Source organism: Klebsiella sp. I138 (assembly GCF_051131765.1).
Taxonomy (GTDB): Bacteria; Pseudomonadota; Gammaproteobacteria; order Enterobacterales; family Enterobacteriaceae; genus Klebsiella.
Genome location: NZ_CP180447.1, coordinates 2,528,673 through 2,549,898 on the forward strand (window position 1 = coordinate 2,528,673; position 21,226 = coordinate 2,549,898).

Consider the following 21,226-nt stretch of genomic DNA (forward strand, 5'->3'; position numbering starts at 1 on the left):
GGGCCACCTCTCTTCCTACTCTCACCACTCGCCGACCTGGCACGAGCATTGCTTAATATACTCAGGTCGTCGCGTCATTCTTGCTGGTACAACCCGGTTGCACCAGTCCAGATCTCGCCAGGCACTAATTTGGTGCAATGAACGATTTTTGCCTTTAAATGGTGCGGAGCAGTTCGCAAAAATAAACAATAAAGCAGCAAAATCTTTACAATAAGCCAAACTAAATGCTAACAAACACATACAAATGCTGCACACAAATATCGCAGCCATAATAACGCACACACACATTCACAATGGGTATCAAAAGCGTCAGTGACGCTGCGGATAAGGAGTTGGATATGCAATTACGTAAACTGGCCACGGCAATGCTGGTCATGGGTATGACCGCTGGCCTGGCGCATGCGGAAGATGCCGCCCCGGCAGCAGGCAGCACACTGGATAAAATCGCTAAAAACGGCGTTATCGTTGTTGGCCACCGCGAATCCTCCGTACCGTTCTCCTACTACGACAACCAGCAAAAAGTGGTCGGTTACTCTCAGGATTATTCCAACGCTATCGTTGATGCCATCAAGAAAAAGCTGAACAAACCTGACCTGCAGGTAAAACTGGTTCCGGTAACATCACAAAACCGTATTCCGCTGCTACAGAACGGCACCTATGACTTCGAGTGCGGTTCCACTACCAATAACTTGGAACGTCAGAAGCAGGCGGCGTTCTCTGACACCATTTTCGTCGTCGGCACCCGCCTGCTGGCGAAAAAAGGCGGTGAGATTAAAGATTTTGCTGACCTCAAAGATAAAGCCGTCGTGGTCACCTCCGGGACGACCTCAGAAGTTCTGCTGCATAAGCTGAATGACGAGAAGAAAATGAATATGCGCATCATCAGCGCCAAAGATCACGGCGACTCCTTCCGGACTCTGGAAAGCGGTCGTGCGGTTGCCTTTATGATGGATGATGCTCTGCTGGCCGGCGAGCGCGCCAAGGCGAAGAAACCTGACAACTGGGAAATCATCGGTACGCCGCAGTCCAAAGAAGCCTACGGCTGCATGCTGCGTAAAGACGACCCGCAGTTCAAAACGCTGGTAGACGACACCGTCGCCAAGGCCCAGACCTCCGGCGAAGCGGAAAAATGGTTCGACAAGTGGTTCAAAAACCCAATCCCGCCGAAGAATCTGAATATGAACTTCGAACTGTCCGAAGACATGAAAGCGCTGTTCAAAACTCCTAATGACAAAGCTCTGAACTAATTAAAAGAACAAGGGGCAGGACATCCTGCCCTCCCGATTGTTGTGACAGCACGGACAGACTATACGGTGGCTGGTCGTTCCCCAGCCGCCGCGAATACCGAAACAGGCTGCACAATGATCTTCGAGGGTAGCGATGCTACCCTTTTTTTTCCAGGAGTCATTTATGTCAATAGACTGGAACTGGGGGATCTTCCTGCAACAGGCCCCGTTCGGTAACACCACCTATCTGGGCTGGCTCTGGAGCGGTTTTCAGGTCACCATCGCACTGTCGATTAGCGCCTGGATCATCGCTTTTTTCGTCGGCTCGCTGTTTGGCATTTTACGCACCGCCCCCAACCGCTGGTTATCAAGTATCGGAACCTGCTACGTCGAACTGTTCCGTAATGTCCCGCTGATCGTTCAGTTTTTTACCTGGTATCTGGTCGTGCCGGAGCTCCTGCCGGAAAACATCGGCATGTGGTTTAAGTCTGAACTCGATCCGAATATTCAGTTCTTTCTCTCTTCGATGATGTGTCTGGGCCTGTTTACCGCCGCTCGTGTGTGCGAGCAGGTGCGAGCTGCCATTCAGTCACTGCCGCGTGGGCAGAAAAACGCCGGGCTGGCAATGGGCCTGACGCTGCCACAGACCTATCGTTACATCCTGCTGCCCAACGCCTATCGGGTGATTGTGCCCCCGATGACCTCCGAAATGATGAATCTGGTGAAAAACTCGGCCATCGCCTCGACCATCGGGCTGGCGGATATGGCGGCACAGGCGGGTAAGCTGCTGGATTACTCCGCACATGCCTGGGAATCCTTTACCGCGATTACCCTCGCCTATGTGTTCATCAATGCCGTGATTATGCTGGTGATGTATGTGGTTGAACGTAAGGTCCGCCTGCCGGGCAATTTGGGAGGCAAATAATCATGTACGATTTTGACTGGAGTTCCATCGTTCCGTCCATGCCCTACCTGCTGGCCGGGCTGGTTATCACGTTAAAAATCACCGTGACTGCCATCATTTTCGGTATCGTCTGGGGAACCCTGCTCGCGGTCATGCGCCTGTCGAGCTTCCTGCCGCTGGCGTGGTTTGCCAAGACTTACGTCAACGTATTCCGTTCGATCCCGCTGGTCATGGTCCTGCTGTGGTTTTATCTGATCGTTCCCGGCTTCCTGCAGAACGTCCTTGGCCTGTCACCGAAAAGCGATATCCGGCTGATATCGGCGATGGTGGCCTTCTCCATGTTTGAAGCGGCGTACTACTCGGAAATTATCCGTGCGGGTATTCAGAGTATCTCCCGCGGCCAGTCCAGCGCTGCGCTGGCGCTGGGGATGACCCACTGGCAATCCATGAAGCTGATTATTTTGCCGCAGGCGTTTCGCGCCATGGTGCCGCTGCTGCTCACTCAGGGGATTGTTCTGTTCCAGGATACTTCGCTGGTCTACGTTCTGAGCCTCGCCGACTTCTTCCGTACCGCCTCCACTATCGGCGAGCGCGATGGAACCCAGGTCGAAATGATCCTGTTTGCAGGCGCCGTTTATTTTGTCATTAGCCTCAGCGCATCGCTGTTGGTCAGCTGGTTGAAGAAAAGGACTGTGTAATGATTACCCTGAAAAACGTTTCAAAATGGTATGGTCACTTTCAGGTGCTGACCGATTGCTCCACGGAAGTGAAGAAAGGTGAAGTGGTGGTGGTTTGCGGGCCTTCCGGCTCGGGTAAATCGACGCTGATTAAAACCGTCAACGGTCTGGAGCCCATTCAACAAGGCGATATCACCGTGGATGGCACCAGGGTGAACGATAAAAAAACCAATCTCGCCAAACTGCGCTCCCGCGTCGGGATGGTGTTCCAGCACTTTGAACTGTTTCCGCATCTGTCGATTATCGACAACCTGACGCTGGCGCAGGTTAAAGTACTTAACCGTGACAAAGCCGCTTCCCGGGCAAAAGGCCTGAAGCTGCTGGAGCGCGTGGGGCTATCCGCCCATGCCGATAAATACCCGGCGCAGCTCTCCGGTGGTCAGCAGCAGCGCGTGGCTATCGCCCGTGCGCTGTGTATGGATCCGATCGCCATGCTGTTTGACGAACCTACTTCAGCACTGGATCCGGAAATGATCAACGAGGTGCTGGATGTAATGGTCGAACTGGCAAACGAGGGTATGACGATGATGGTGGTGACGCACGAGATGGGCTTTGCCCGCAAGGTCGCCAACCGGGTGATCTTTATGGATGAAGGGAAAATTGTCGAGGATTCTGACAAAGAAGCATTCTTCGCCAATCCGCAATCCGAACGTGCCAAAGACTTCCTCGCCAAAATCCTGCATTAATTCTTTGCTTTTCAGGCGCGCATCGGCAGGTGCGCGCCTGGTTTCGCTCAGCCCCGCCAACGCCACATATCAGGGTTCAAAAGGACGACGCTGGAACTGATCGTGCCCGCATTTCGGGCAGCGCGGCAGAATATCCGGGGTATAGACCGCGAGGTGATAATGGCAGTGCTCGCACACCAGGTTCCCTAACCCCACCACTTCACCACTATGGTAAACCCCGTGGTGGTTGAGATCCTGGAACACCTCACGCCATTCCAACTGGGTTTTATCGGTAATATCCGCCAGTTCCTGCCACAGACTTTCTTTTATCACCCGCATAAACACGCTATCCGTCAGCTCATCCTGACTCTCTTCATAGCTACGGGCAAACTCTTCCAGATCGCGCCTGACCGCTTTGGTCAGCGTCTCAACTTCGCGATGCGTTAACTCACCAGACTGGCTAATCTTCACCCGCGCCTGTTCCACCAGCGTGTCAATATCACGCTCGCCATTGCGTAGCCGTTCACTGAGCGTTGACACCAGTTCACGGTAGAATTGAGCAACCTTGTTCATCATTTCGCCTCCGGTGTGGTTAACTTCTTCTAATAATAGACGTTATTTGCCGTCTGCTTTGTCAGTTAGCCCACAGAGTCGGGAAATAATCTCCGCCGCTTTTGCCGATGTTAATGTGCGAAAGGCTGTTTTGACGTGGGCGTTTGGGCTATGCTATGCCGATCTGACAACACATCCATTGGCTACATTTTGTAGCTGTATTGAAAACAGGACCACTGGCTGCCATGCAAGAGCAATACCGCCCGGAAGAGATAGAATCGAAAGTCCAGCTTCACTGGGACGATCATCGTACGTTTGAAGTAACTGAAGACGAGAGCAAAGAGAAGTATTACTGCCTGTCGATGCTTCCTTATCCTTCTGGTCGACTACACATGGGTCACGTACGTAACTACACCATCGGTGACGTGATTGCCCGCTACCAGCGTATGCTGGGTAAAAACGTTCTGCAGCCGATCGGCTGGGATGCGTTCGGCCTGCCGGCGGAAGGCGCCGCGGTTAAAAACAACACCGCACCGGCACCGTGGACCTACGACAATATTGCCTACATGAAAAACCAGCTGAAAAAGCTGGGCTTTGGCTATGACTGGAGCCGTGAAGTCGCGACCTGCACCCCGGAATACTACCGCTGGGAGCAAAAATTCTTCACCGAGCTGTATAAAAAAGGCCTGGTGTACAAGAAAACGTCTGCGGTGAACTGGTGCCCGAATGACCAGACCGTTCTCGCCAACGAACAGGTTATCGACGGCTGCTGCTGGCGCTGCGATACCAAAGTTGAGCGTAAAGAGATCCCGCAGTGGTTTATCAAAATCACCGCCTACGCGGACGAGCTGCTGAACGATCTGGATAAACTGGATCACTGGCCAGATACCGTTAAGACCATGCAGCGTAACTGGATTGGCCGTTCTGAAGGGGTAGAGATCTCCTTCAACGTTAACGATTATGCCGACAAGCTGACCGTCTACACCACGCGTCCGGACACCTTCATGGGCTGCACCTACCTGGCCGTTGCCGCGGGCCACCCGCTGGCACAGCAGGCTGCGGCGTCCAACCCGGCGCTGGCTGCGTTCATCGACGAATGCCGTAACACCAAAGTCGCAGAAGCCGAGATGGCGACGATGGAGAAAAAAGGTGTCGATACCGGCTTTAAAGCAATTCATCCGCTGACCGGCGAAGCTATCCCGGTTTGGGCGGCAAACTTCGTGCTGATGGAATACGGCACCGGCGCGGTCATGGCCGTTCCGGGTCACGATCAGCGCGACTACGAATTTGCCAGCAAATATGGCCTGAACATTAAGCCGGTCATTCTGGCGGCAGACGGCTCAAAACCGGACCTGTCCGAGCAGGCGCTGACTGAAAAAGGCACCCTGTTCAACTCCGGTGAGTTCGACGGCCTGAGCTACGAAGCGGGCTTCAACGCTATCGCCGACAAACTAGCGGCTATGGGCGTTGGCGAACGTAAAATCAACTACCGCCTTCGCGACTGGGGGGTTTCCCGCCAGCGTTACTGGGGCGCACCGATCCCAATGGTCACCCTGGAAGACGGTACCGTAATGCCGACGCCGGAAGATCAGCTGCCGGTTATCCTGCCGGAAGATGTGGTCATGGACGGCATCACCAGCCCAATCAAGGCCGATCCGGAGTGGGCAAAAACCACCGTTAACGGCCAGCCTGCGCTGCGTGAAACCGATACCTTCGACACCTTCATGGAATCCTCCTGGTACTACGCGCGCTATACCTGCCCGCAGTACGATGAAGGGATGCTGGATCCAAACGCCGCCAACTACTGGCTGCCGGTCGATATTTACATCGGCGGGATCGAACATGCGATCATGCACCTGCTGTACTTCCGCTTCTTCCACAAGCTGATGCGCGATGCAGGTATGGTTAACTCCGACGAGCCGGCGAAACAGCTGCTGTGTCAGGGGATGGTACTGGCTGACGCCTTCTACTACGTTGGCGAAAACGGCGAGCGTAACTGGGTTTCCCCGGTTGATGCCACCGTCGAGCGCGATGAGAAAGGCCGTATCGTGAAAGCCTACGATCCGCAAGGTCGCGAGCTGGTGTATACCGGCATGAGCAAAATGTCCAAGTCGAAGAACAACGGCATCGACCCGCAGGTGATGGTTGAGCGCTACGGCGCGGATACCGTACGTCTGTTCATGATGTTCGCCTCGCCGGCAGATATGACCCTGGAATGGCAGGAGTCCGGCGTTGAAGGGGCCAACCGCTTCCTGAAACGCGTCTGGAAACTGGTTTACGAACACGCAACTCAGGGCCCTGTTGCCGCCCTGGACGTGACCAGCCTGAGCGAAGATCAGCAGGCGCTGCGTCGCGATGTTCACAAAACAATCGCCAAAGTCACCGATGATATCGGCCGTCGTCAGACCTTCAACACCGCGATCGCCGCGATCATGGAGCTGATGAACAAACTGGCAAAAGCCCCGCAGGACAACGAGCAGGATCGCGCGCTGATGCGTGAGGCTCTGCTGGCAGTCGTGCGCATGCTCAACCCGTTCACCCCACATGCCAGCTTCACCTTGTGGCAGGAACTGGGCGGTGAAGGCGATATCGACAACGCGCCGTGGCCGGTCGCTGACGAAAGCGCCATGGTCGAAAATACCACCCTGGTTGTTGTTCAGGTCAATGGTAAAGTCCGTGGTAAAATTACCGTTCCTGTCGACGCAACTGAAGAACAGGTTCGTGAACGTGCGGGCCAGGAACATCTGGTCGCGAAGTATCTCGACGGTGTAACCGTACGTAAAGTGATTTACGTCCCGGGTAAACTGCTCAACCTGGTCGTTGGCTAAGCGCAGGAGGAAGCGTGCGATATCTGGCAACATTGTTGTTATCTCTGGCGGTGCTCATCACCGCCGGATGCGGCTGGCATCTGCGGAGCACCACTCAGGTGCCCACCGCGATGAAATCCATGATCTTTCAGTCGAGCGATCCGAATGGTCCGTTAAGTCGTGCGGTCCGTAATCAGCTGCGTCTGAATGGCGTCGAGATAATCGACGGCAGCACGCTGCGTAAGGATATTCCTTCTCTGCGTCTGGATGCCTCGTCCATTCAAAAAGACACGGCCTCCATTTTCCAGGATGGTCGTACGGCTGAATACCAGATGGTGATGACGGTTCATGCGAGCGTATTGATCCCGGGCCATGATATCTATCCGATCTCGACGAAAGTCTATCGCTCGTTCTTCGATAACCCGCAGGCGGCGTTAGCGAAAGATGCCGAGCAGGATATGATAATCCAGGAGATGTACGACAAAGCCGCAGAACAGCTGATCCGTAAGCTGCCAAGCGTCCATGTTGCTGATGTCGAAGCCACAAAAGGGGAAGAGAAGACGGTCGCACCGACCCCAGCTTCCTCAACCTCTGGCAACCGCGTCTCTACCACGCTGGGTAACTGATGATTCGGTTGTACCCAGAACAACTCCGCGCGCAGCTCACCGAAGGGCTGCGCGCGGCCTATTTATTACTCGGCAGCGATCCGTTGCTGCTGCAGGAAAGTCAGGACGCGATTCGTACAGCCGCTGCGACTCAGGGCTTTATCGAACACCATACCGCGACCATCGATGCCAGCACCGACTGGCCTGCCCTCTTCTCACTCAGCCAGGCGATGAGTCTGTTCTCCAGCCGTCAGACGCTGCTCCTTGTTCTGCCGGAAAATGGCCCGAACGCGGCAATCAATGAACAGCTTGCCACCCTGGTCAGCATGCTCCATGACGATCTGCTGTTAATCGTTCGCGGGAATAAGCTGACCAAAGCACAGGAAAATGCTGCCTGGGTCACCGCCCTGGCAAGCCGCGCGGTTCAGGTCAGCTGTCAGACACCGGAATATGCGCAGCTTCCACGCTGGCTCGCAGCACGCGCAAAACAGCACAATTTGCATCTTGATGACGCAGCCAGCCAGCTGCTGTGCTACTGCTACGAAGGCAATCTGTTAGCGCTGGCGCAAGCGCTGGAGCGCCTCTCTTTGCTGTGGCCGGACGGCAAACTCACGTTGCCACGTGTCGAGCAGGCGGTAAACGACGCCGCCCACTTCACTCCGTATCACTGGGTAGATGCCCTGCTGGCTGGTAAAAGCAAGCGGGTACTGCATATCCTGCAACAGCTGCGTCTGGAAGGGAGCGAACCGGCTATTCTGCTGCGGACGCTCCAGCGTGAGCTACTGCTGCTGGTTAATCTCAAACGCCAGTCAGCCCATACGCCACTGCGTACGCTCTTCGATAAACACCGGGTGTGGCAAAACCGCCGCCAGTTGTTAAGCGATGCGCTTGCGCGTCTCAGCACTGACCAGCTGCGCCAGGCCGTCACTTTACTGACCCGGGCGGAGATCACTTTTAAACAGGATTACGGCAGTACCATCTGGCCGGAATTAGAAAGCCTTTCTTTGCTGCTCTGCCATAAAGCGCTGGCAGACATTTTTATTGATGGTTGATATGACTCAGTTGCAGGCAATGTACGGCGGCACCTTCGATCCGGTGCACTATGGTCACCTCAAACCCGTCGAGATTCTGGCGAATCAGATTGGCCTTGGGAAAGTGATTATTGTTCCGAACAATGTCCCGCCGCATCGCCCGCAGCCCGAAGCCACCAGCGCTCAGCGTAAGCATATGCTGGCGCTGGCCATCGCCGATAAGCCGCTGTTCGTGCTCGATGAGCGCGAACTTCAGCGCCAGACGCCATCTTATTCGGCACAAACCCTCGAAGAGTGGCGACAGGAACAAGGGCCAGACCGGCCGCTGGCGTTTATTATTGGCCAGGACTCGCTGCTGACGTTCCCGACATGGCACAACTACGCCTCAATTCTGGATAATGTTCATCTGATCGTTTGCCGCCGGCCGGGCTATCCGCTGGTGATGAAGCGGGAAGAGGATCAGCGCTGGCTGGATAAACATTTAACCCACGATGTCGAGCAACTGCATAACCGTCCCGCCGGGGTTATCTATCTGGCAGAGACGCCGTGGTTTGATATTTCAGCCACGCTTATCCGCCAGCGCCTTGAGCACGGAGAATCCTGCGCTGACATGCTGCCAGCGGCGGTTCTGGCGTATATTCACCAGCAAAAACTCTACTGTTAACCGGTCATTGTCCCATCGTTGGTGACTCCGGATACAATAGTGCAGCGTCGTTTCGCTTATACTCCTCCTCATTCATTCACGTTGCCTGAAGGCGTATATTCAGTGAAATTATGGTTAGTTCGACATGGTGAAACCGAGGCCAATGTTGCTGGCCTTTACAGCGGACACGCCCCAACCCCGTTAACCCAGCGCGGCATGATACAGGCGCAAACTCTCGGCCAGCTGCTGCAGGCCGTCCCGTTCGATCGCGTTCTCTGCAGCGGCCTGGAACGAACCCAACTCACCGCCGAACTGCTGCTCGGCGAACGGGAGATCCCCCGCCAGATTGTCCCCGAGCTCAACGAAATGTTTTTTGGCGACTGGGAAATGCGCCACCATAGGGATCTACAGCTCGAAGACGCCAGCAACTATGCCGCCTGGTGCGCAGACTGGCAGCACGCGGCGCCGACTAATGGCGAAAACTTTCAAAATTTTGCCCATCGCGTGCGCACGTTCGCAGCGCAACTAACGCAGAACCCGCAGCCTGATAATCTGCTGGTCGTGGGCCATAAGGGCGTCCTTAGCCTGCTTATCGCTCAGTTGCTGAAGCTACCGGCGGAGGCCATGTGGCATTTTCCTGTCGCGCATGGCGCATGGAGCGTACTCGAGCTGGGCGATGATTTTGCTACGCTGCGGGTATTAAATAGCCAGGCGCACTGGCTGAAGGAAGAAGAATTCCGTGCAGACCATTGACAGGTCAGAGCAGGCTGTTATTCTCCGCAGCCTGAACGCATCCGCTAAACAATGTTTCCAGAAATTGTTTTACAAAAATGGCGATGCAATCGCGGGCGATGGATGGGATGATAGCCGCCTCCATCGCTTGCTGACCGACATTTATCCCGACTTTTCGACGAGTTCAGGTATACTGTCAGGCTGTTTATTATTATCAATCTTCACTCACCCAGGGGGAACTCTTGCAGGGTAAAGCACTCCAGGATTTTGTTATCGACAAAATTGATGACCTGAAAGGTCAGGACATCGTTGCCATTGACGTTCATGGCAAATCCAGCATTACAGATTGCATGATTATTTGCACCGGCACCTCCACGCGCCATGTAATGTCCATCGCCGACCACGTAGTACAAGAGTCTCGCGCCGCAGGCATGCTGCCGCTGGGCGTTGAAGGTGAAAGCGCCGCCGACTGGATCGTTGTCGACCTTGGCGACGTCATGGTTCACGTTATGCAGGAAGAGAGCCGTCGTCTGTACGAGCTGGAAAAACTCTGGAGTTAATGCGTGAAGCTGCAACTGGTGGCCGTTGGCACCAAAATGCCGGACTGGGTTCAGACCGGCTTTAGTGAATATTTGCGCCGTTTTCCAAAAGATATGCCGTTCGAGCTGCTGGAAATCCCCGCCGGTAAACGCGGTAAAAATGCCGACATCAAGCGAATCCTCGATAAAGAAGGGGAAATGATGCTGGCGGCCGCAGGCAAAAATCGCATCGTGACCCTGGATATTCCGGGTAAACCCTGGGATACGCCGCAGCTGGCGCGCGAACTGGAACGCTGGAAACAGGATGGCCGCGACGTCAGCCTGCTTATCGGCGGTCCGGAGGGGCTCTCTCCGGCTTGCAAAGCAGCAGCGGAACAGAGTTGGTCGCTCTCCACGCTCACGTTGCCTCACCCGCTGGTACGCGTACTGGTCGCTGAGAGCCTGTATCGTGCGTGGAGCATTACCACCAACCACCCTTACCACCGTGAATAATGATGACCAGGGTAGACTAAGCAGCGAATGAAATTACAGAATTCTTTCCGCGACTATACGGCTGAATCCTCGCTGTTCGTGCGCCGGGCGCTGGTCGCTTTTTTGGGGATTTTGCTGCTTACCGGCATACTGGTTGCCAATCTTTATAACGTGCAGATTGTTCGCTACACCGACTATCAAACGCGTTCCAACGAAAACCGTATTAAGCTGGTCCCCATTCCGCCAAGCCGCGGCATTATCTATGATCGCAACGGTACGCCACTGGCGCTGAACCGCACCATCTACCAGCTGGAGATGATGCCGGAAAAAGTCGATAACGTGCAGCAAACGCTGGATGCGTTACGCGACGTCATTGACCTGACCGATGATGACATTGCGAACTTCAAGAAAGAGCGCTCGCGTTCCCATCGCTTCACCTCGATTCCCGTCAAGGTCAATCTGAGCGAAGTTCAGGTAGCCCGTTTTGCAGTTAATCAGTACCGCTTCCCCGGAGTCGAAGTTAAAGGCTATAAACGCCGCTACTATCCTTACAATTCCGCCCTGACCCACGTTATCGGCTACGTCTCAAAAATTAACGATAAAGATGTCGATCGCCTGGATAAAGAGGGCAAGCTGGCCAACTATGCTTCCACGCATGATATCGGCAAGCTGGGAATTGAACGCTATTACGAAGACGTCCTGCACGGCCAGACCGGCTATGAAGAGGTCGAGGTCAATAACCGCGGTCGCGTCATTCGTCAGCTTAAAGAGGTGCCGCCGCAGGCCGGGCGTGATATCTATTTAACCCTCGATCTCAAGCTACAGCAGTACATTGAGACTCTGCTTGCCGGCAGCCGTGCAGCCGTGGTCGTCACCGACCCGCGTACCGGCAGCATCCTCGCGCTGGTCTCCACGCCGAGCTACGACCCGAACCTGTTCGTGGATGGCATCTCCAGCAAAGACTACTCCGCTCTGCTGAACGACCCGAATACCCCGCTGGTCAACCGCGCCACCCAGGGGGTTTACCCGCCGGCATCGACGGTGAAGCCTTATGTCGCCGTATCGGCCCTCAGTGCGAACGTCATCACCCGCAACACCAGTCTGTTCGACCCGGGCTGGTGGCAGCTGCCGGGGTCTGACAAACGCTATCGCGACTGGAAAAAATGGGGCCACGGGCACCTGAACGTGACCAAGGCGCTCGAAGAGTCAGCGGATACCTACTTCTACCAGGTTGCCTATGATATGGGTATCGATCGTCTCTCTGAGTGGATGAGCAAATTCGGCTACGGTCACTATACCGGCATCGATCTGTCGGAAGAGCGTTCCGGGAATATGCCAACCCGCGAATGGAAGCTGAAGCGCTTTAAGAAGCCCTGGTATCAGGGTGACACCATTCCGGTCGGGATCGGCCAGGGCTACTGGACCGCAACGCCGATTCAGATGAACAAAGCGCTGATGATCCTGATTAACGACGGTCTGGTTAAAGTACCCCATCTGCTGCAAAGTACCGTCGAAGACGGTAAGCAGGTCCCGTGGGTTCAGCCACACGAGCCGCCGGTCGGCGATATTCACTCCGGTTACTGGGAAATCGCCAAGGACGGGATGTTCGGCGTGGCCAACCGCGGCAACGGGACTGCGCACAAATACTTCGCCAGCGCGCCGTATAAAATTGCGGCGAAATCCGGTACTGCCCAGGTCTTTGGCCTGAAAGCCAATGAAACCTATAACGCACACAGAATCGCCGAACGCCTGCGCGACCATAAACTCATGACGGCGTTTGCCCCTTATAACAATCCCCAGGTTGCTGTTGCCATCATTCTTGAGAACGGCGGTGCGGGCCCGGCGGTCGGTACGATTATGCGCCAAATTCTCGATCACATTATGTTGGGCGATAACAACACAAACCTGCCGAGCGAAAGCCCGGCGGTGACGGCGGGGGAGGATCAATAATGACCGATAATCCGAACAAAAAATCGCTATGGGATAAAATCCATCTCGACCCGACCATGGTGCTGATTCTGCTGGCGCTGCTGACCTACAGCGCGCTGGTTATCTGGAGCGCCAGCGGTCAGGACATTGGGATGATGGAGCGCAAAATAGGCCAGATCGCCATGGGCGTGGTGATCATGATAGTCATGGCGCAAATCCCGCCCCGCGTGTATGAAGGCTGGGCACCCTATCTCTATATCTTCTGCATTATTTTACTGGTAGCGGTCGATGCCTTCGGTGCGATTTCTAAAGGCGCCCAGCGCTGGCTGGATCTTGGCATCGTACGTTTTCAGCCGTCGGAAATAGCTAAAATCGCCGTCCCGCTGATGGTTGCGCGATTCATCAACCGCGACGTTTGTCCCCCTTCGCTGAAAAATACCGCCATTGCGCTGGTGCTGATTTTTCTGCCTACCCTGCTGGTGGCAGCCCAGCCGGACCTCGGGACATCGATTCTGATTGCGCTGTCGGGGCTGTTTGTATTGTTCCTGTCGGGGCTGAGCTGGCGGTTGATCGGCGTTGCAGTGGTGCTGGTGGCCGCGTTTATTCCGATTTTATGGTTCTTCCTGATGCATGATTATCAGCGTCAGCGCGTGATGATGCTGCTCGACCCGGAGACCGATCCACTCGGCGCCGGCTATCACATTATCCAGTCGAAAATCGCCATTGGTTCCGGCGGCTTACGCGGCAAAGGCTGGCTCCACGGCACGCAGTCACAGCTCGAATTCCTGCCCGAACGCCATACCGACTTTATCTTTGCGGTTCTGGCGGAAGAGCTTGGCCTGATTGGTGTGCTGATTCTGCTGGCGCTCTACATTCTGCTCATTATGCGCGGGCTGTGGATAGCCGCCCAGGCGCAAACTACCTTCGGTCGCGTCATGGCCGGCGGTTTAATGTTGATTTTATTCGTTTATGTCTTCGTAAATATTGGTATGGTAAGTGGTATTTTACCAGTGGTGGGGGTACCGTTGCCGCTGGTCAGCTACGGGGGCTCAGCCCTGATCGTATTGATGGCCGGGTTTGGTATCGTGATGTCGATCCACACCCACAGAAAAATGTTGTCGAAAAGCGTTTAAGGGGTTCGCGATGCGTAAGCAATGGCTGGGGATCTGCATAGCAGCAGGGCTGCTGGCGGCATGTTCGGGTGAAGACGTTCAACAGAAGACGGTCAGCACTCCGCAGCCGGCAGTCTGCAATGGCCCAAGCGTGGAAATCAGCGGTGCCGATCCGCATTATGAGACGCCAAATGCCACGGCGAATCAGGATTACGAGCGCGATGGCAAAAGTTATAAAATCGTCCAGGATCCGTCTAACTTTACTCAGACCGGCCTGGCCGCCATTTATGACGCCGAACCCAACAGCAATCTGACGGCATCCGGCGAAGCCTTCGACCCAACGCAGCTCACCGCCGCGCACCCGACGCTGCCGATCCCAAGCTACGTGCGCGTAACTAACGTGGCAAACGGTCGGATGATCGTGGTGCGTATTAACGATCGCGGCCCGTATGGCACCGATCGCGTCATTTCGCTTTCGCGCGCCTCCGCCGACCGTCTGAATACATCAAATAACACCAAAGTGCGGATCGATCCGATCATCGTCGCACCGGACGGTTCACTCTCCGGCCCGGGTATGGCCTGTACTACCGTTGCCAAGCAAACCTACGCCCTACCCGCTCGCCCGGATCTGGACGGCGGCACCGGCGTATCGACCGAACCGACGACACAAAGTGACGTTCGCCCGATCAGCAACGCCACGCTGAAGCCGGAAGACAGCGTTGGCGCTCCGGTGAACAGCGGCGGCTTCCTCGGTGCGCCTACACCATTGAATAGCGGCGTACTGGAAAGCAGCGAGCCTGCCGTTCAGACCGCCACCCAAAGCGCGCCGGTTACCGCTCCGGGTTCAGTTCAAGGGAGCGTCACCCCCGCAGCACCGGCCGCCGCCGCTGCGACGACGGCAGTTGCTACCTCTTCGGCCAGCGCCAGCGGCGACTTTGTCGTCCAGGTCGGCGCCGTCAGCGATCGGACCCGTGCGCAGCAATACCAGCAGCGCCTTAGCCAGCAGTTTTCCGTACCTGGTCGCGTCGTGCAGAACGGCGCGGTGTGGCGCATTCAGCTTGGCCCATTCAGCAGTAAATCGCAGGCCAGCACGGTGCAACAGCGCCTGCAAAGCGAAGCCCAGCTGCAATCATTTATTACTCACGCCAACTAAACACGCGGGGCCGATGTCCGTAACGTTACGCGCATGAAAAAGTCATTAACAAAGTCATGCGCAATGTCGGATGCCGGTCCACAGAGCATTTGTTATAGTAAGGCACTTTTTTTAACTCCATCACGGATGCCGTTGTTCAGACCATGAAGACCTCTTTCACCGCACGTTTACTCGTTACGGCCCTCTCCGTTGCAGCGCTCTCCTCCGCTGCCCACGCCGATGACCTGAACCTCAAAACCATGATCCCAGGCGCGCCGCAGATTGACGCCGAGTCCTGGATCCTTATTGATTACAATTCGGGCAAAGTGCTGGCGGAGAATAACGCCGATTCCCGCCGCGACCCGGCGAGTCTGACCAAAATGATGACCAGCTACGTCATCGGTCAGGCTATGAAAGCGGGCAAGTTTAAAGAATCCGATCTGGTTACTGTGGGTAACGACGCGTGGGCAACCGGTAACCCGGTGTTTAAAGGCTCTTCACTGATGTTCCTGAAGCCTGGTATGCAGGTTCCGGTTTCTCAGCTGATCCGCGGTATCAACCTGCAGTCAGGTAACGACGCCTGCGTCGCTATGGCCGATTACGTTGCCGGTAGCCAGGATGCTTTCGTCAGCCTGATGAACAGCTACGTCAACGCACTGGGCCTGAAAAACAGCCACTTCCAGACCGTTCACGGCCTGGACGCAGATGGACAGTACAGCTCCGCGCGCGACATGGCGCTGATTGGCCAGGCGCTGATTCGTGACGTGCCGAACGAATACACCATCTATAAAGAAAAAGAATTCACCTTCAACGGCATTCGCCAGCTGAACCGTAACGGTCTGCTGTGGGATAACAGCCTGAACGTCGACGGAATTAAAACCGGCCATACCGATAAAGCAGGTTATAACCTGGTGGCTTCGGCAACCGAAGGCCAGATGCGTCTGATCTCTGCCGTCATGGGCGGTCGCACCTATAAAGGTCGCGAATCAGAAAGCAAAAAGCTGCTGACCTGGGGCTTCCGCTTCTTCGAAACCGTTAATCCGCTGAAAGCAGGCAAAGAGTTCTCTTCCGAGCCGGCCTGGTTTGGCGACAGCGATCGTGCTTCCCTGGGTGTTGATAAAGACGTTTATCTGACTATCCCCCGCGGCCGCATGAAAGACCTGAAAGCCAGCTATGTCCTGAACAACACCGAACTGCACGCACCGCTGCAGAAAAATCAGGTGGTCGGCACCATTAACTTCCAGCTGGATGGCAAAACGATCGATCAGCGTCCGCTGGTCGTCCTGCAAGAAATTCCGGAAGGGAATTTCTTCGGAAAAATGATTGATTACATCAAGTTAATGTTCCACCACTGGTTTGGTTAAAAATCGAACACTTGAAAGTGTGATTTACATCCCCATATACTAATCATCAAAGTAACCTGATAACTCCCACCCTTCGTGGGAGTTATTATTTTTTGTCGTAACACCGGAGCTGACATGAAAACCAAACTTAACGAACTGCTTGAATTCCCTACTCCATTTACTTACAAAGTAATGGGGCAGGCGTTGCCTGAGCTGGTTGATCAGGTGGTGGAAGTGGTACAGCGCCATGCGCCTGGTGATTACTCTCCGCAGGTAAAACCGAGCAGCAAAGGTAACTATCACTCGGTTTCCATCACCATCAACGCCACCCATATCGAGCAGGTTGAAACCCTGTACGAAGAGTTGGGTAATATCGAAATCGTTCGGATGGTGCTGTAATCTCTTCCCGGACCCGGCTCCTGCGCCGGGTCATCCCTCCCCGCTCTGCTGTGATATACTCGCCGCTTAAGTCACTTCTCTCTGCGGAGACGTTGTTTTGCAGCATAATAAAATCCTTATCCGTCAACTTGGCCTGCAACCTTACGAACCTGTCTCGCAGGCGATGCATGAATTTACCGACACCCGTGACGACGCCACCCTGGATGAAATCTGGCTGGTAGAACATCTTCCGGTCTTTACTCAGGGCCAGGCAGGAAAAGCCGAGCACGTGCTGGTTCCGGGCGATATTCCGGTCATTCAAAGCGATCGCGGCGGCCAGGTGACCTACCACGGGCCGGGACAGCAGGTGATGTATGTTCTGCTGAACCTCAAGCGGCGTAAGCTGGGGGTGCGCGAACTGGTCACTCTGCTGGAGCAAACCGTAGTCAATACCCTGGCGGGGTACGGAATTGAATCACATCCGCGCGCCGATGCACCTGGCGTTTATGTCGGCGAGCAAAAAATCTGTTCGCTGGGCTTACGTATCCGCAAGGGATGTTCGTTCCACGGGCTTGCGCTGAATATCGCGATGGATCTGTCACCGTTTCTGCGGATTAACCCCTGCGGCTATGCCGGCATGGAAATGGCGCAAATGCGCCAGTGGCAGCCGGATATCCAGCCTGAGAAGGTGGCTCCTCATCTGGTTGCCAACCTGCTGGCTCTGCTCGGCAATCCTCCCCACGAGATGATTGCCGCCGCCTAGTTTCCGCCTGCTCGCGTCCCTGTTCCGGGGGCGCGACATTCGTCATCATCAATCGTTAACTCATTATATTTGCAATTAAATGTCACGCACGGAGTGTCTACCGACCGCTATACTTGCGCTATTTCCGATAAAAGGAAGCGCTGAGTGGAAAATAACACGCCTTCATCAGAGTCACCCATACCGCAGGAGCCGCACCACGACCGCCAGGTATTTCGTATTCTGCGCAATGTGGACCTAAACCTGCTGACCATTTTTGAAGCGGTGTATGTCCACAAAGGCATCGTGAATGCCGCGAAAGTGCTGAACATTACGCCATCGGCAATCAGTCAGTCGATCAACAAACTGCGTGCCCTGTTCCCCGACCCGCTGTTTATTCGCAAAGGCCAGGGCGTGACGCCGACGGCTTACGCCACTCATCTTCATCAGTACATCAGCCAGGGCATGGAATCCTTCCTCAGCGCCCTGGATCTGGCCGGTAGCGCGGATCAGCAGCGGGCGATCACCATCGCAACCTCTCCCATCATCGGAGCCTTGATTATTCCCGCCATTGCGAAAGCGCTAAAACCACGTTTTCCTCAGGTTCTGTTACACAATATCGCCATTACCGATGCCAGCAGCCAGCTCAATCAGCGTCAGGTAGATTTACTGATCGATAGCTATGCCTACAGCGGCCAGGCCATTGCACATCACGTACTGTTCCAGGACCGGGTTATCATGTACTGCCGCGAAGGCCACCCGGCGCTGCAAATGCCGCTTACCGAAGAGAACCTGCGGCAATATGAGTTCGCGTTGATACTCCCGGAAGGTCAGCGCTATCCGGCGATACACCGGCGGCTGCAGGAACACCTCGGGGATCGTCGCTGCGGTTTTAGCAGCTACAACCTTTTTGCTCAGGCGGCGCTGATTAGTCAAAGCGACATGATTGGTCTGATGCCGGAGCGGATGTTTTCTCTGGTGGCGCGAACCTGGGCGCTGGCGATGCTCGACTACCCTCAGCTACGGGAAGAACGCATCGATATTTCGCTGCATTACAACCGGCTGAGTGCTCAGGAACCGTTGCTGAATGAGATTATCGAAGCGGTTCGCCAGTCGTTTACTCAATAAAGCACGTGAGGGTAAGCATAAAACAACAACTATTATACAATTTGCCGAACAGGTAGGCTGCTTTCTGTCCCGTATCAATGGTATACTGCCTGTCCTTGATTCAAAAATAGTTGATAAATACAACATTTCATTGAATTAATTCGCTTTCCTTCGTGACTCGCAACTGGAACACGCACGCTATGAGTAAACCCATTGTGATGGAACGCGGTGTTAAGTACCGCGACGCCGATAAAATGGCCCTTATCCCGGTGAAAAACGTGGCAACTGAGCGTGAAGCTCTGCTCAGAAAACCGGAATGGATGAAAATCAAACTTCCGGCTGACTCGTCCCGTATCCAGGGAATCAAAGCAGCGATGCGTAAGAACGGCTTGCACTCCGTGTGTGAAGAAGCTTCTTGCCCAAACCTTGCGGAATGTTTCAACCACGGAACGGCCACCTTTATGATCCTCGGCGCGATTTGTACCCGCCGTTGCCCGTTCTGTGACGTTGCACACGGCCGTCCGGTTACCCCGGATGCTAACGAACCGCAGAAGCTCGCACAAACTATCGCCGATATGGGCCTGCGCTATGTCGTCGTGACCTCCGTTGACCGCGACGATCTTCGTGACGGCGGCGCTCAGCACTTTGCCGATTGCATTAGCGCGATTCGTGAGAAAAACCCGACGATTAAGATTGAGACTCTGGTGCCTGACTTCCGTGGTCGTATGGATCGCGCGCTGGAGATCCTCACCGTAACGCCACCAGATGTGTTTAACCACAACCTGGAAAACGTACCGCGTCTGTATCGACAGGTTCGCCCTGGTGCTGACTACAACTGGTCACTGAAGTTGCTGGAGCGTTTCAAAGAAGCACACCCTGAGCTCCCGACCAAATCGGGGCTGATGGTCGGCCTCGGCGAGACCAACGCCGAGATCGTCGAAGTGATGCGCGATCTGCGTCGTCACGGCGTGACCATGCTCACCTTAGGCCAGTATCTGCAGCCAAGCCGTCATCACCTGCCGGTTCAGCGCTATGTTAGCCCGGACGAATTTGAAGAAATGAAAGCCGAAGCGATGGCCATGGGCTTCACCCACGCCGCCTGCGGTCCGTTCGTTCGTTCGTCTTATCACGCTGACCTGCAAGCCAAAGGGATGGAAGTGAAATAAATTTCACGGCCGTTCTGCCGCCGCGTGAAGCCCTTCGCGCGGCGGACTGTTTTATCCCCGACCATTCAATACCCTCACCTTAAGCCGGTAACAACTGGTTGCATTTTTTTATACTTCCCCAGCCACAGGCAGCAAAAAGAGACCGCAACGCTTATCGCTGCAGTCTCTTCTACGTTCAGGCTCACGCCTGTCGGTTACGCGTGCCCGCTGTCGGGGAACGCGCCTTTAATTACTCTTTATGAGAGAGTTTCTGTGCCGGTGCGTCTTCTTCAGCACTGGTTTTCTTCGCGCTATCGTCATCGTCGTTCATGGCTTTCTTAAAGCCTTTGATAGCCGAACCCAGGTCTCCACCCAGCGTACGTAATTTTTTGGTACCAAACACTAAAATAATCAGTGCCGCGACAACCAGCAGTTTGGTAATACTAATCTCACCCATAGCTAACCTTCTTCTCTAAAACAAGCTGCGAATACGCCATTATACACGCGAACAATTAACGGCTATTTGTCGCGCGGACACAATAGCAATCTGTAACAAGGTGAATCAAGCCTTGTTTAAAAAAACGTCACAATAATTGCGGTGGCGCAAAGCGGCGGTTTTTCAACACCGGCAAACGCTCGCGAATCTGGCGCAGTGACGCTGTCGAAATGTCGGCAGTCATCATCTGCGGCCCGTCCCCCGCTCCCGCCAGCGTCGTCCCCATCGGGTCGACAATACGGCTCTGGCCAATATTACGGGTTCCGCATTCCCCTGCAGCCACGATGTAGCAGGTTGTATCCAGAGCCCTGGCTGCCAGCAGCGTGGCCCAATGATGCTCCTTCATCGGGCCCCTCACCCACGCAGTGGGTAAAACCAGCACTTCAGCGCCGTTCAGCGCCAGCGCTAATGCCAGCTCAGGAAAGCGTAAATCGTAACAGGTCATCAGGCCAACTCGTACCCCGTCAACGTCAATCAGCGGCGGAATCTGTTGCCCGGCATCGACAAGACGCGACTCCTGCATATTAAACGCGTCATACAAATGGAGCTTCTGGTATTGGGCAATCACCGCACCCTGGCGGATCGCCACCAGCGTATTCGTCGCTCGACCTTCATCAGAAGGGACATGCAACGTCAGCACCGTGGTTAAGTCATTATTCCGACTTTCATCACGCAGCAGCTGTAAAAAACCGCCATCAATGTCCTGTGCCGACTTGACCGATAAATCCGGATCGCTGTCGTCCCGAGCCAGCAATGCTTCCGGTAACACCAGCAGTGATACTCCCTGCCCGGCCGCCTGATTCATCAATTCAACGCAGGTTCGCGCATTGACTCGCCAGTCCGGCGTTACGGCAAATTGTCCTGCAGCAACCCGCATTGTTTTCTCCCGTCAGGTATTTCATAGCCAGTCACGCATTTTGCGCGCTACACTCA

At 54.9% G+C, this 21,226-nt stretch carries 22 protein-coding genes; 19 read left to right on the forward strand and 3 right to left on the reverse strand.

The features are described 5' to 3' along the window. Positions 1-338: 338 nt before the first annotated feature. The 4 genes from ACMYSK_RS11815 to ACMYSK_RS11830 all read left to right on the forward strand — a co-directional run bounded on the left by ACMYSK_RS11815 (position 339) and on the right by ACMYSK_RS11830 (position 3,553). Complete coding sequence (locus tag ACMYSK_RS11815; RefSeq protein ID WP_434643258.1) at positions 339-1,247, forward strand: amino acid ABC transporter substrate-binding protein; 909 nt, start codon at positions 339-341, stop codon at positions 1,245-1,247. Between the two features lie 163 nt (positions 1,248-1,410). Then, entirely contained in the window at positions 1,411-2,151 is a 741-nt protein-coding gene (locus tag ACMYSK_RS11820) for an amino acid ABC transporter permease (RefSeq protein ID WP_434643261.1), read from the forward strand. Between the two features lie 2 nt (positions 2,152-2,153). Further along, positions 2,154-2,828: a glutamate/aspartate ABC transporter permease GltK gene (gltK, locus tag ACMYSK_RS11825; RefSeq protein ID WP_434643264.1), complete on the forward strand. Its 675-nt coding sequence runs from the start codon at positions 2,154-2,156 to the stop codon at positions 2,826-2,828. Continuing rightward, positions 2,828-3,553 (forward strand): amino acid ABC transporter ATP-binding protein, encoded by a 726-nt coding sequence (locus ACMYSK_RS11830; RefSeq protein WP_434643266.1) that lies wholly within the window; start codon positions 2,828-2,830, stop codon positions 3,551-3,553. The genes gltK and ACMYSK_RS11830 overlap by 1 nt, the downstream gene beginning before the upstream one ends. 69 nt (positions 3,554-3,622) lie before the next feature. Here the strand turns inward: ACMYSK_RS11830 and ACMYSK_RS11835 are convergent, their stop codons facing one another. Continuing rightward, positions 3,623-4,105: a zinc ribbon-containing protein gene (locus tag ACMYSK_RS11835; protein ID WP_434644056.1), complete on the reverse strand. Its 483-nt coding sequence runs from the start codon at positions 4,103-4,105 to the stop codon at positions 3,623-3,625. Between the two features lie 224 nt (positions 4,106-4,329). Here ACMYSK_RS11835 and leuS point away from each other — a divergent pair, with 224 nt between their 5' ends. The 15 genes from leuS to lipA all read left to right on the forward strand — a co-directional run bounded on the left by leuS (position 4,330) and on the right by lipA (position 19,818). After that, positions 4,330-6,912 (forward strand): leucine--tRNA ligase, encoded by a 2,583-nt coding sequence (leuS, locus tag ACMYSK_RS11840; protein ID WP_434643269.1) that lies wholly within the window; start codon positions 4,330-4,332, stop codon positions 6,910-6,912. Between the two features lie 14 nt (positions 6,913-6,926). Next, positions 6,927-7,517 carry an LPS assembly lipoprotein LptE gene (lptE, locus tag ACMYSK_RS11845; RefSeq protein WP_434643271.1) on the forward strand — a complete coding sequence of 197 codons (591 nt, stop codon included), beginning with the start codon at positions 6,927-6,929 and terminating at the stop codon, positions 7,515-7,517. Then, entirely contained in the window at positions 7,517-8,548 is a 1,032-nt protein-coding gene (gene holA, locus ACMYSK_RS11850) for a DNA polymerase III subunit delta (protein WP_434643273.1), read from the forward strand. Before lptE ends, holA begins: the two co-directional genes overlap by 1 nt. Further along, positions 8,541-9,191, forward strand: coding sequence for a nicotinate-nucleotide adenylyltransferase (gene nadD, locus ACMYSK_RS11855; protein ID WP_434643276.1), 651 nt, complete (start codon positions 8,541-8,543; stop codon positions 9,189-9,191). The genes holA and nadD overlap by 8 nt, the downstream gene beginning before the upstream one ends. A gap of 102 nt (positions 9,192-9,293) precedes the next feature. After that, positions 9,294-9,923, forward strand: coding sequence for an adenosylcobalamin/alpha-ribazole phosphatase (locus ACMYSK_RS11860; RefSeq protein ID WP_434643279.1), 630 nt, complete (start codon positions 9,294-9,296; stop codon positions 9,921-9,923). Between the two features lie 221 nt (positions 9,924-10,144). Further along, complete coding sequence (gene rsfS, locus ACMYSK_RS11865; protein ID WP_004859547.1) at positions 10,145-10,462, forward strand: ribosome silencing factor; 318 nt, start codon at positions 10,145-10,147, stop codon at positions 10,460-10,462. A 3-nt stretch (positions 10,463-10,465) separates the two neighbouring features. Next, the gene (gene rlmH / locus ACMYSK_RS11870) at positions 10,466-10,933 is read left to right on the forward strand and encodes a 23S rRNA (pseudouridine(1915)-N(3))-methyltransferase RlmH (protein ID WP_015584895.1); all 468 of its coding nucleotides are present in this window, start codon (positions 10,466-10,468) and stop codon (positions 10,931-10,933) included. Between the two features lie 27 nt (positions 10,934-10,960). Further along, complete coding sequence (gene mrdA / locus ACMYSK_RS11875; RefSeq protein WP_434643282.1) at positions 10,961-12,862, forward strand: peptidoglycan DD-transpeptidase MrdA; 1,902 nt, start codon at positions 10,961-10,963, stop codon at positions 12,860-12,862. After that, positions 12,862-13,974, forward strand: coding sequence for a peptidoglycan glycosyltransferase MrdB (mrdB, locus tag ACMYSK_RS11880; RefSeq protein WP_434643285.1), 1,113 nt, complete (start codon positions 12,862-12,864; stop codon positions 13,972-13,974). The genes mrdA and mrdB overlap by 1 nt, the downstream gene beginning before the upstream one ends. Positions 13,975-13,984: 10 nt before the next feature. Next, positions 13,985-15,106: an endolytic peptidoglycan transglycosylase RlpA gene (rlpA, locus tag ACMYSK_RS11885; RefSeq protein ID WP_434643288.1), complete on the forward strand. Its 1,122-nt coding sequence runs from the start codon at positions 13,985-13,987 to the stop codon at positions 15,104-15,106. Positions 15,107-15,249: 143 nt separating this feature from the next. After that, positions 15,250-16,449 (forward strand): D-alanyl-D-alanine carboxypeptidase DacA, encoded by a 1,200-nt coding sequence (gene dacA / locus ACMYSK_RS11890; RefSeq protein ID WP_434643289.1) that lies wholly within the window; start codon positions 15,250-15,252, stop codon positions 16,447-16,449. 114 nt (positions 16,450-16,563) lie between these two features. Continuing rightward, entirely contained in the window at positions 16,564-16,827 is a 264-nt protein-coding gene (ybeD, locus tag ACMYSK_RS11895) for a DUF493 family protein YbeD (RefSeq protein ID WP_041144576.1), read from the forward strand. Positions 16,828-16,924: 97 nt separating this feature from the next. Continuing rightward, positions 16,925-17,569 (forward strand): lipoyl(octanoyl) transferase LipB, encoded by a 645-nt coding sequence (gene lipB, locus ACMYSK_RS11900; protein ID WP_434643292.1) that lies wholly within the window; start codon positions 16,925-16,927, stop codon positions 17,567-17,569. 144 nt (positions 17,570-17,713) lie between these two features. Beyond that, the gene (locus tag ACMYSK_RS11905) at positions 17,714-18,673 is read left to right on the forward strand and encodes a YbeF family transcriptional regulator (protein WP_434643295.1); all 960 of its coding nucleotides are present in this window, start codon (positions 17,714-17,716) and stop codon (positions 18,671-18,673) included. A gap of 179 nt (positions 18,674-18,852) precedes the next feature. Continuing rightward, entirely contained in the window at positions 18,853-19,818 is a 966-nt protein-coding gene (gene lipA, locus ACMYSK_RS11910; protein WP_434643297.1) for a lipoyl synthase, read from the forward strand. 229 nt (positions 19,819-20,047) lie between these two features. On the opposite strand, the gene tatE is transcribed toward lipA, so the two are convergent. After that, the gene (tatE, locus tag ACMYSK_RS11915) at positions 20,048-20,254 is read right to left on the reverse strand and encodes a twin-arginine translocase subunit TatE (protein ID WP_004859519.1); all 207 of its coding nucleotides are present in this window, start codon (positions 20,252-20,254) and stop codon (positions 20,048-20,050) included. 127 nt (positions 20,255-20,381) lie between these two features. Continuing rightward, positions 20,382-21,170, reverse strand: a complete 789-nt coding sequence (locus tag ACMYSK_RS11920; protein ID WP_434643300.1) for a deaminated glutathione amidase — start codon at positions 21,168-21,170, stop codon at positions 20,382-20,384. Between the last annotated feature and the right edge of the window lie 56 nt (positions 21,171-21,226).